At 46.2% G+C, this 11,576-nt stretch carries 9 protein-coding genes and 1 pseudogene; 3 read left to right on the forward strand and 7 right to left on the reverse strand.

The window, feature by feature from the left end:
* Window positions 1-41: 41 nt before the first annotated feature.
* The 5 genes from AC6I8Y_RS11430 to hinT all read right to left on the reverse strand — a co-directional run bounded on the left by AC6I8Y_RS11430 (window position 42) and on the right by hinT (window position 3,793).
* Window positions 42-860 carry a phosphotransferase gene (locus AC6I8Y_RS11430; RefSeq protein WP_498020219.1) on the reverse strand — a complete coding sequence of 273 codons (819 nt, stop codon included), beginning with the start codon at window positions 858-860 and terminating at the stop codon, window positions 42-44.
* Window positions 861-906: 46 nt separating this feature from the next.
* Window positions 907-1,497, reverse strand: coding sequence for a penicillin-binding protein activator LpoB (lpoB, locus tag AC6I8Y_RS11435; RefSeq protein WP_042476725.1), 591 nt, complete (start codon window positions 1,495-1,497; stop codon window positions 907-909).
* A 40-nt stretch (window positions 1,498-1,537) separates the two neighbouring features.
* Window positions 1,538-1,930 (reverse strand): YcfL family putative periplasmic lipoprotein, encoded by a 393-nt coding sequence (locus AC6I8Y_RS11440; RefSeq protein ID WP_042476720.1) that lies wholly within the window; start codon window positions 1,928-1,930, stop codon window positions 1,538-1,540.
* Window positions 1,930-3,327 (reverse strand): COG3014 family protein, encoded by a 1,398-nt coding sequence (locus AC6I8Y_RS11445; protein ID WP_394151690.1) that lies wholly within the window; start codon window positions 3,325-3,327, stop codon window positions 1,930-1,932. Before AC6I8Y_RS11445 ends, AC6I8Y_RS11440 begins: the two co-directional genes overlap by 1 nt.
* 115 nt (window positions 3,328-3,442) lie before the next feature.
* On the reverse strand, window positions 3,443-3,793 hold the full coding sequence (hinT, locus tag AC6I8Y_RS11450; protein ID WP_234495513.1) for a purine nucleoside phosphoramidase: 351 nt from the start codon (window positions 3,791-3,793) through the stop codon (window positions 3,443-3,445).
* Between the two features lie 397 nt (window positions 3,794-4,190).
* On the opposite strand from hinT, the pseudogene AC6I8Y_RS11455 reads away from it, so the two are divergent.
* Window positions 4,191-6,183 (forward strand): annotated as a pseudogene (locus AC6I8Y_RS11455) (methyl-accepting chemotaxis protein).
* Window positions 6,184-6,381: 198 nt separating this feature from the next.
* On the forward strand, window positions 6,382-7,554 hold the full coding sequence (locus tag AC6I8Y_RS11460; protein ID WP_252011639.1) for a DUF1887 family protein: 1,173 nt from the start codon (window positions 6,382-6,384) through the stop codon (window positions 7,552-7,554).
* A 66-nt stretch (window positions 7,555-7,620) separates the two neighbouring features.
* Here the strand turns inward: AC6I8Y_RS11460 and AC6I8Y_RS11465 are convergent, their stop codons facing one another.
* Window positions 7,621-8,865 (reverse strand): MFS transporter, encoded by a 1,245-nt coding sequence (locus AC6I8Y_RS11465; protein ID WP_394151696.1) that lies wholly within the window; start codon window positions 8,863-8,865, stop codon window positions 7,621-7,623.
* Between the two features lie 354 nt (window positions 8,866-9,219).
* Here AC6I8Y_RS11465 and AC6I8Y_RS11470 point away from each other — a divergent pair, with 354 nt between their 5' ends.
* Complete coding sequence (locus AC6I8Y_RS11470; protein ID WP_252011637.1) at window positions 9,220-10,101, forward strand: LysR family transcriptional regulator; 882 nt, start codon at window positions 9,220-9,222, stop codon at window positions 10,099-10,101.
* A 72-nt stretch (window positions 10,102-10,173) separates the two neighbouring features.
* On the opposite strand, the gene AC6I8Y_RS11475 is transcribed toward AC6I8Y_RS11470, so the two are convergent.
* The gene (locus AC6I8Y_RS11475; RefSeq protein WP_498020220.1) at window positions 10,174-11,550 is read right to left on the reverse strand and encodes an aldehyde dehydrogenase; all 1,377 of its coding nucleotides are present in this window, start codon (window positions 11,548-11,550) and stop codon (window positions 10,174-10,176) included.
* Window positions 11,551-11,576 lie beyond the last annotated feature (26 nt).

Consider the following 11,576-nt stretch of genomic DNA (forward strand, 5'->3'; position numbering starts at 1 on the left):
AAGGCCATTTAGGATAAAAGAACTAATAAACAGTGATCCATTCAACAATTTCGTTGATAAATTTGTTCTGCCGTGGTGTAAAAATCGCCACTCTCCCAAACTTGCGCGGCCAACACATACCAAAGCATTGCCATAAGGTCGATATGAGGTTTCCAGTCCATCATGTCAGCATACCAATCCTCAGGGCACTCTACTGCGTGATACTTCTGATAGAGCGTTAAGCCATCTTTGAAGTCCAGCCCTAACATATCTAACGTCATCGCTAAGTCCAACGTTGGTGATGCGATGGCGGCGTACTCCCAGTCAATCACAGCGATATCACCTTGAGATTCGAGTAAGTTATGAAAGCCAAAATCAAAGTGGCAGATCGCACTCATCGAGGTTCTAAGGTTTGGTGGCGCTCGAAATGCTTGATAGAAAGAGTTATAGCGCGCTTTTAAGTCACTATCGTGAATGTGAGACCAATAGTGGTCTACCTTTGTTTGAAAATCGAACTGACGAATCGACGTATCAGGTGCAAGGCTATGAATGCGGGCTAATAGTGCAATAGCCGGTTCTGGATCGGGCTGTTGATATGGGTGTCCTTCTATCCATGAGACCAAGAGACCATGCTCATTTTCTTTGAGGACTTGATAGGTTGGTATCGAAGGCGAAACCGCATTGATGACCTTTGCTTCATTACGACGACAGATATCGAATATCTGACTGTGCAAGGCATTTGCACGCCATACTACCCACCCAAGGCTTGGAGTGAGTATGCGCCAACTTCGGTTAGTTAATCCACCAGAAAGCGGAAGTGCCCCGAGGGGCACTTCATTGATAAGAGGAGGAATGGCAGCTAGGTCTGGTGACAACTGCAACGCCTCCTCCCAACTATAGCCTGTTGGCGAAAAGCGACTAGTCAGCTTACAGACCTAGTACAGAGCGAGACTCTTGCTTACGAATTTCGGTCTCATCTGCCCATTCGATCAGACCTGTTTCTAGGTCCATTAGACGCATTGTCATTTTGTAGTATACGTCTTTATCGCTACCCGCTTCCTTCACGATGCTGCTCAGGTTGCCATATAACATGTACTGAGCACCCACCATTTGACCAAACTGAATCGCAGTGCTTTGGTTCACTAGCTCATCATTGTTTTGGAAGTTAAGTTGCTCGCGAACAGATTCTACTCGGTCCATGTCGACAAAGCGGAACTTACCTGAATTCAACATCTTGGTACTGATGGTGTCAGTGATAGATTCAGTATCAATATGCTCTGTGGTTTTGTTCTTGATACGCTCTACGAACACGATTGGTCGGCTATCGCGGGTAATTGCCGCAACCGAACCCGACATCAACATACTGTCAACCATGTCACCAGCGATCTTTTGCAGATCCGTTGAGCCAAAGTCGATAGTTGTTGTTTCTGTTGCTTGTGCGTCGCCATAGCTGACTTTGTTTGAACAACCGCCAAGAATGACAGCCAAACCTAACAAAGCAATAATACTCTTTTTCATTTTGTTTCCTTAGTCTTGCTTACGTTTCCACATGTGGAAATTAATCATCAGCTCCGCGCAACTGCACACGGAAATCTTTACCATTTGGATTTACAGACACCTCTGACAGGGTAATAGTTTCATCACCCCTCAAAATCGCACGCTTCCAAGGTGCCTGCTTAGTGTTTACTTCCAACCCTTGTTCATCGTACCAATAAAAACGGTACTGAATAATTTGATCAACAGAGGTTGTGTTAGAAAGTTTAACGACCGCTCTTGGGTGTCCATTGGTATCAACCGTAGAAATGTCATCAACAGAGAACTTGTCTCCCATCCTCTCGTCACCGTACAGTACGGTTTGAGTTTGACCTTCTATCTTAATACCCGCTGTTTTGTTAGATGCACAACCAATTAACGAGAGAAGTACACCTATTGCTACTAACCACTTTTTCATCACATCCTTCCTAATTGCTTATGCCAGATTGTGGCACTTCCACCTTGCCTAGATACCCATACGAGGGCGGTCTGGCGGTCTCTTACTTCAAAAGTATAGTCCTGACCATCGACAGAAACGGTATGCTCACCCGCTTTTACGATTTTACTCGCCGCATTCACATTGCCAGGAAGCGTTTGCCAACTTCTTGTGTCAGGCTGCTCTGTTAAGGTGTTCCATACATTGAAAAGAAGATTCCCTACATCGTCGTCCTTTGCGGTGCTCTTACGAATTTGGTCTTTGGCGTAGACCCGCAGCGCCTGTCTTAGCAAGATGGTTGGCATATTTTCCGTTAGTTGCTGCTGTGCCATCAGATTAACGTCAACCAGTTCATCTGTTTTCACCGATGCACTATCCAATGTCAAAGGTGGTAGCTTGGGTGAGACGCTTGGAACATAATATGGCAGCGCAACAGTATAAAGTGCCGTATTGCCTTGACTGTCATAAACAGGCAAAGTCAGATTCCAAGACTGCATTGCAGATACAACACCTCGCTCCTCTAGGATAATCACTCGACCTTGTCCTTCGGAAACGCCCGGTCTATCCCCGTACTGTTTCTTCAGCTTCGCAAGGTCTTGATTTCTACCTGAGCGTTTGGCAACGCGAATGGCAGCCTCAATCACCGCTTCATTATCTGGGGCGACAGCAAGCGCTCTGGTGTAGTCAATGTAGGCACCATTCAAATCATTAGACGCTTCATACAATAAGCCCGATAAATACAGCAAATAGCCATTTTGTACCGCTTTTAGCTTGTTTCCAGCATCTGGATAGCGCGATAACACAGATCCAAGGTTAGGCGACAAACCCTTTTGCTTTAATTCATTCTCGGCGGACTGAAGGTCTTTCTCTCTGGCTTGCCTCGCGCGCTCTTGAACCCGATTTGCTCGTCGAACTTCGACCAACGCGCCATCTAGATCGTTTTTCTGAACATAGTTGAGACCCAGGTAAAGGTGCAGAAAACCAAGCTCATAGTCAGGCGGCACGTATTCGGTAATATTGTCATTAACCGCTAAAGCACCAACGCTCGTTGCGGTATCGCTTATTGATATCAGGGCCTTGTCTTGCTGGACACGAACGGCTTTATCACTGACCTCTAACGCAGACTTGCTCTCTGGGTAGTCTGCATTAAGAAAATCGACCCGCCCTCGCTCAAAGTTATCCAATATATCTCCCGCCACCACGTCTTGTGGTAATGCGGCTTGCGCTTTTTCATACTGACCGGATTTAACAGACTGATAAACGATAGTATTTTGCTGAGTATAATGACTAAACAAGTTACCGGCAGAGAGCCCCGCACAAGCCGTCAAGGTCGCAGTAAGTGCAATAGTTATAGTATGTTTTACGCAACGTTTTAGCATGAGTGATAAATAGAATTGACTCAAATTATTGTGAAGCTATGACAACAACGAACCATAATGGTTGCAAATGACTTTTCGTTTGCCATTGATTTTGCCATTGCCATAGCTTGCAAGATTAGCCCACTAACAGCGGGCCAAGTGGACGACCACCAACTAGGTGCATGTGAATATGGTAAACCTCTTGTCCACCGTAAGAGTTGCAGTTCATGATTAAGCGATAACCATCTTCAGCAATCCCTTCATCTTTAGCAATCTTCTTTGCCACAGTGAACATACGTCCCATCATGGCTTCGTCTTCCGCTTCAATATCGTTGACTGTTGGGATCAACTTGTTCGGAATGATCAAAACATGACTTGGAGCACGAGGGTTAATATCGCGAAATGCCGTCACCAAATCATCTTGGTACAACACATCAGCAGGAATTTCTTTGCGAATAATTTTGCTAAAAATGGTTTCTTCAGCCATGAAGCACTCCAATTTCCAAATCAAATAGAAAGAACAAGGCGAACTCTCGCCGCATTAACAAAGTATGCACCATGGAATTAGGGATCACAATTGAAAGCAATCTCCAACTAGCTACTTGTTTTTATTATTGTTCAAATCTTCAGCGTGTCGACTTTTTTGCTCAAAGCCTCAGCTAACAATTCTTCATAAAACTATCAGTTTTATTGTGTTTTTGATGAGTGCGTCATAAAACGTAGCACTGCTTATTCGTTATATTTCAGTTTTTGCTATTTCTAACGATAAAGAGACACAACGCCAAAAAACTAAGCTCAGACATTGATAGTGCTTAGTTTGGTCTAGATGGTCCAGTTAATTTTTGTATCGTTTTTGTATTGCTGCACTTTATAGGGAGAGATAAATGCAGGGTTCTGTAATCAGAAGAATGTACGCCGGCTTTACGCTTATTGTCGTTCTTTTCGTCATCACGATTGGCATAATGCTCAACGGCATGAGTCAAATTCACGACAACTTTGGCTCAGTATCGAATACCTCTTTGCCGCTAGTGTCGATGTCTAACCAAACCAGCGTGGAGCTGCTATCGGCTGATAAGTCATTCAAAGACTTCCTCACTACGCAGAACGAAGAACGTATGGCACTTCGTCGTGAAGAGTTCTCTGCTTCTATGCAAAGTTTTGGCAGCGCACTCGAAGAGCTCGCTCAGGTTAGCCAAGGCTTTCCAGAACTCGAAGCAGCCATTACCGAGTTAAGAGACGTGCAAACACGATACGATCAAGAAGCGCAGGTTGCGATGGATAACTATCAATCCATGTTCGCAGCTCAAGAACAAGTTCAACAATCAACCCGCCGCTTCCAAAAGCTTAATACTGACCTGTCTGTCGGCATGAAAGAATATGTGGATGACGCATCGAGCATCTCAGTGAAAGTCATGGCGAAGAGCTATTTCATCAAACTAAAAGATGCTGAGCTCATTACCTCTGACGCACTAGCAAGCAGCGATACAACGTTCGTACAAGACGCAGTTAACAAAAACCGTAAAGCTGTCACGCACCTTAATTACGCGTTTAACGGTCTTGCGACACAGATGCCAGCGCTAAAAAAAGCGTTTGAAGCTTCGGTTCAACAGTTCTCGAAAGATGTGGGCCAAAAAAGGCGGCGTGCTTGATCAACACAATAACTATCTGATCGCACGAGCTGCCCTGTATCAGAACATCGAGAACCTCGCGATTGAAGTAGACGGCGCTATGGAGACGTTGAATGGATTCAACGAATTTGCGACCGGTAATTTAAACCAGTCTCTCGCAAATGCTGGCGATATTTATGACCAGGGCGTTATCAAAGCTATCGGTATCGGCCTTGTGGTGACTCTAATTGCTGTGGGTATCGGCTATCATATTGCGCAAAGTGTCCGTCAGCCACTCAACAGCACGCTGAAAACACTAGAAAGCCTGACCGAAGGTGATATGACGCAGCGTATCGAAGTGAAATACAACAACGAGTTCCGTCGTCTTGGCAATCACATCAATACCCTCGCTGACAGTCTGCACAATGTCTTGGTTAAACTGAATGACGCGTCTGACAACCTAACAGAAACGGCAAGTAGCAACCAAGCGACATCGGCAAGTGCCCAACAACAACTTAGTGCGCAAAGAGAGCAGACCGCTAACGTTGCAACCGCAATGACAGAAATGTCACATTCGGTGCAAGAGGTCGCTAACAGCGCGCAAAGCTCACTAAGCAAAGTTCATCAGGTAGAGTCTGCTTCTGAGTCTGGTCGACAAATCATGAGCACCAATATCAGCACCATCAATCAGCTTGAAACTCGCCTAAACGAATCAGTAGAAGCGGTTGGTGAGCTTCAGAGAATGAGTAGCCAAATTGGCAGCATCTTGGATGTTATCCGCAACATCGCAGAGCAAACTAACCTTCTTGCACTTAATGCTGCCATTGAAGCCGCACGTGCTGGTGAGCAAGGACGCGGGTTTGCAGTCGTGGCTGATGAAGTTCGTGTACTGGCTCAGAAAACGACCGAGTCGACCACTGAAATTGAAACCATGATCGGCAACTTGCAGTCGAGCTCTAAGAGCGCTGGTCAAGTTATCGAAAGCTGTATGAAAGACATGGAGCTTTCTGTTGAGCAGGCATCGAGCGCAAATGGTGCGATGGAAGAGATTCAAGCCCTGATCATCGAAATTAGCCAGATGAGTACTCACATCTCGCAGGCAGCAGGTGAGCAAAGTGAGACCACTGCAGACATCGCTAAGAATATCGAAGAGATTAACCATATCGCCGATGATAGTTATCAAGCTATGTCAGAAATTGCCTCTACCAGCCAGAGCTTAACCAGCCTTGCCAACCAGCAAAGTGAGCTAGTTCATCGCTTCAAGCTGTAAGGCTAAATAACACATTAACAGGTCAACTCACTGTTAATAATTCATCAAGAGCGGGATTCCTTTGAACCCGCTCTTGTTTTTTCCCTTCCGTGCCATTATATCTTGAGTATGGCTTGCTTTACTTTTTAAGGACCTAGCGCTTATCGCGCGACGTCGTCTTCCATTTTCTTCGGCAAGCCAAATGTTGAAGGAAACCCTATGGCCGTTCATGTAGGCATTATCGACCAAGATCCGATCCGCTTGGTCACTCCGTTACTTGATGATCGCACCGTCAGTCGTCACATCATTTTCATTGGTGACGAATCTCAATTTGGTATGTATGAGCGTCTCAACGCTGTTCTCGCTGAGCGTGAAATCACGTCTGAGTTTTTCGAAATCCCAAATATCGTCAACACGTCTGCGATCAAGCAATCTATCCTGAAGCTAGCAAACACACTGAAAGAGAAAAATCTGGAAGTGAAACTTAATGCTAGCTGTGGCCTTCGTCACCGCCTACTTTCTGTTTACGAAGTATTCCGCACCTTCCATTGGCCAATCTTTGTCGTCGAACCGAACAGTGACAGGATGTGCTGGCTTTATCCTGAGGGCGCGCAAGATGCGCAGGTCCAAGACCATATTACTATCGGTGACTACCTCACAATCTTCGGTGCAAGAGGTGAGTTTACCGATTACGACCTGCCTCCTCAGCTGGACAAAAAACTTTACGACCTTGGAGAGAAATGGGCAAGTAATGCGCTTGAACTTGGTCCGGGTCTTGCGACGCTGAACTATCTCGCGACCACGTGCCGCAAAGAGCAAAAACTGGATGTAGCTCTATCTGAAAAGCAGCAAGGGTATCGTGAGCTAAACATGCTAATCAGCGATTTGGTTGAATCCCAAATTGCCAGCTACGACAATGGCGTGCTGACATTTATCAGTGAAGATGCAAGACGCTTCTCTAATGGCGAGTGGCTGGAGAATCTGGTTCATAGCACGGTTAAACAGATCCGCGAGGACGTTCCGACGATTCAAGACCATTCACTCAATGTTCAAGTATACCGCCAGCTTGGTGAGCGCGAGGTTCGCAATGAACTCGATGTTGCCTCTGTGGTCAACAACAAACTTCACATCATCGAGTGCAAAACAAAAGGTATGCGAGATGATGGTGATGACACGCTCTACAAACTTGAATCACTTCGCGATCTTTTAGGCGGCTTGCAAGCGCGCGCCATGTTGGTGAGCTTCAGACCACTGCGTCATAACGATATTACTCGTGCTGAAGATCTTGGTCTCGCGCTTATTGGCCCTGATGAGCTGAAAGACCTCAAGCGTCACCTGACTATTTGGTTCCAAGGCGCAGGTGGTATCGACGAGCGCTCACGTCTGAGTTAATCACAGACTTCGGACACAAAAAAGCTTGGCAATGATTGCCAAGCCTTTTTAATGCATCAAAGTTCGTTATGCCGACTTCATTTGCTCACGCTTTACTGCCGCTTTGTGCTTCATACCAACAATCAACACACAGACATAAGCCGCGATCGTCAGACCTAGAATCGCGAACGGAAGTGCTGCCCAGCCAAAACCATCAACAGCAATACCACTGATCACGCTACCCATACCGAAGCCTAGCGAAATAAAGAACATCATCAGACCTTGCGTCAGGCCACCACCCACAAAAGTGAGACGCGCAGCGATAGCTGGCGAAATCATATCCGTCACTGTGATACCTTGCAGGTAAACAAGGAACAGTGCGAGTGGGATGATGTAATGCAAAGACATACCTGCTTCAGCAATCACATACGCGATACCAATCACCACGATAGACGCCACTGCAGATAGTTTGAATAGACTCAGGTTACCGTAGCGAGCCACAAACTTTTCAGCCGCAACCAACACAATAAGACCTAGTACTGATGCAACAGATAAGTTTGCAGCTGACAGAGACTGTGCAACGCCATATCCATTTTCCAAAAGGTTAGGATACTGCGCTTGGAACGCACCTTGACCTGCACAAAGCAAACCTACTGCGAGCAGAAACAGTCCAAAGTTAGAGAACACTACCTTGGCAATACCTACCTTTGGTGCATCTTCTTCAGCCGCAGCCGCAGCGATAGCCTCTGCATTATCGAGAATACGCTGTGCCGGTTTTTTATTGGTCAACATAGTAATCACAGCTAAAACCGCAACAATTGCCATCATCCCCATAAAGCGCATCTCATAAGACCAACCTAAATCCGTGACATAAGCAAGAGCAATACCAGAAAGCAGCGAGCCAATGATAAGAACCTGCGCCATACGACCCAGTTTGGAGGCTTCAGTTTTTGCATCGTAGCCAGCAAATGTGATGAATACTGGGTTAAGCATGAGAAGGATCGCCGAACCTGTGCCGAAGAAAATCGAGCCGATAGCCATCAGCGTAAAGTTATCTCCAGCTAAAAGGAAACTCGTGCCAGCCAATAGATAAGCGATCATGCCAAATAGCTGAGCTAAACGGTGCGCTTTGTATTTGTCAGCAAGCATGCCGATTACAGGAGCGGCAAGACCCGCAAGACCAAATAGGCCCATTGCTAAGCCAGCATCGGTTGGACTGCCAGTACGAGCAAGGATGAATGAAGGCACCATCATAGGAACGAAAACAATTTGGACGATGCCATAAGCAAAGTGAGCCGAGAACCAGCCTTCTAAGCCGAGTTTTTTCAACATGTTGCAGACCTCTTAAGGAAGATATCCATAGGGTTATTTGATTTAGGGATTAGCACAGCGTTAAGGCATCCTTCCTTTACCCAGACTAATAATAACTCCCTCAACAGACGGTAATAAGTAACATACTGGTACCCTTCAACGGCTTTCATCTGTTACTCTATGCGCCCTGCATTTCGGAGAGCTTTGGAAGGCCGCAATCATAGCAAGCTCCCCTTTCCCCTGTAATAGTGTGGACTTCCCACTGTCAACATAACACTTCACTGAGCGTCAGAAATGCTATACTCTACCCATCATAACAATAAACTCATTAGCGACAGGTTTTGACGCTAATCCTATAGCTGGAAGTTTCCCCCTATGAACCTTACAAAACTGCGTGTGTTCGCTCTGACAGCTGAGCACGGATCGCTAACAAAAGTTGCCAACATCATGGGTAAAACCAGAACGTCTCTGAGCATGGCACTATCAAGTTTGGAAGACGAGCTGGGGGTGGAGCTGTTTGAACGCACTCGTAACCGCTTAGTAATCAATGAAGCTGGCACTGCACTGCTGCCCGATTGTCGAAATATCCTTAAAATGGCCGAAAGCCTCTACTCAAAGGCTGAGCAATTTCGTCAAGGGGACAGCGATAAAATCCGCATTGCTTATGACGACACCCTCCCATCGAACTTCTGGCGTCGCCAGCTAGTTGGACTCGCCGACGAGTTCCCACACATTTCGTTAACGGCAATCAAAGCCTCAAGTGCCGATATCCCTACTTTGGTCAAAGAGAACCACGTCGATCTTGGCTATGGGCTGGTATTTAGCTCCGGTGACGATCCGATGATCAAGGTTCGTGCTCTACAAAGAATCCGCATGATGGCCGTTTGTTCACCTGAGCACGCATTAGCCAAACTCACCAACGTCACTAGCACAGATATCACAGCACACCGTCAAATTGTACTCTCCCACCTTTTCGACGAAATTCACCAAGATTTTCGACCAATTTCGAGCAGTACCATGAGTTTCTCCAACTACCAAGAGGTGTTGGAAGCTGTGGTTGATAACTTGGGTTGGGGCATTATTCCAGAGACATTAGTTAAGCAAGAGCTGCGTAAAGAGCACCTGGTCGTGGTAAAACACCCTAATGGGATGTACTACGAGAGCTTTGGTGAGATGTCGAGACCAAATGACCATACCGTTGAGACGCGCCAGGCGTTAATTGATGGGATTGAAGAAGGGATCTACGATTTGTTCTAGGGGGAAGCCCATCAAAGCAAAAAGCCGAAGCAATAGCTTCGGCTTTTTCGTCTCAATCAGTCAAACAACCAATTAAACGATACGCAGACCGCCTTGAGCGATTGCGAAACGACGTGCGCGAGTGAACGAGTACGCGTTTGTGATACCTTCACCAGTTGGACCAGCGATTGTGAACGTTGAAGTACCTTCAGCGTTGTAACCTACACCAGATAGTGTTGGACCGTTGTGAGCGAAGATAGTTGTGTTGATAGCACGACCGAACTTAGTTACGTTCTCGATGTTACCAGAGTAGATACATGCAGAGTGCTTGTTACCACGCTCAGCAGCAACTGCGCGCTCGATAGCTTCGTCGATGTTCGCACAACGAACAACTGGAAGTACTGGCATCATTTGCTCTACGTGAACTAGTGGGTGATCGTTCTCAACAACCATAACCGCTAGACGAGTCTCAGACTCAACACCGATAGACTTAAGGATTTCACCTGCGTCTTGACCGACGTGTTGCTTAACTGGGTGCCATACGCGTGCAATTTCTTGCGCAGTACATGGCTTAGCACCGTCGATTTCGTCCATAGTTAGGATTTGTGCAGTTAGCTTCTCAGCTTCTTCTGCAGAAAGCACGTAAGCGCCAGTTGCTTCTAGCTTAGCTAGGAACTCATCCGCTACTGAATCTTCAACGAAGACTTCTTTCTCACCGATACATAGTAGGTTGTTATCGAAAGATGCACCGCCGTAAACGCCAGCCGCAGCTAGGTCTAGGTTAGCAGAAGCGTCTACGATTACAGGTGGGTTACCAGCGCCAGCGCCTACACCTTTCTTACCAGATTGTAGGATTGCTTTAACTAGACCTGGACCACCAGTACCAACTAGCATGTTTACTAGTGGAGACTTAGCGATTTCGTTTAGCGTTTCTAGCGTTGGCTCTTTAACCATAGTAACTAGGTTAGCTGGGCCGCCTGCTTCAACGATAGTTTTGTTGATCATGTCGATCATTACCGCAGAAACAACTTTAGAAGATGGGTGAACGTTGAACGTTACCGCGTTACCAGACGCTAGCATAGAGATAGCGTTGTTAACGATAGTTTCAGTTGGGTTAGTTACAGGAGTAACCGCACCGATAACACCATAAGGTGCACGCTCTTCTAGAGAGATACCGTTGTCGCCAGACCATACTTTAGTTTCTAGAACTTCAGTACCTGGAGTTTTAGCAGCTGTTAGCTGGTGCTTAGCGATCTTGTCTTCAACACGACCTAGCTTAGTTTCTTCACGAACCATTTTCGCGAAGTCTTCAGCTTTAGCTAGTACAACGCCACGGATAGCAGTTAGGATTGCTTCACGGCCTTCTTTAGTAGAGTTAGCGTAGAATTCTACTTGTGCTTTGTGAGTTGCTTCGATTGCAGCTTCAACAGTTTCGAAAACGCCTTGTGCGTTGTTGATATCGAATGACATTATAATTACCTTCTGTAAAGTATTCA

This window comes from Vibrio sp. KUL78 (genome assembly GCF_059725505.1).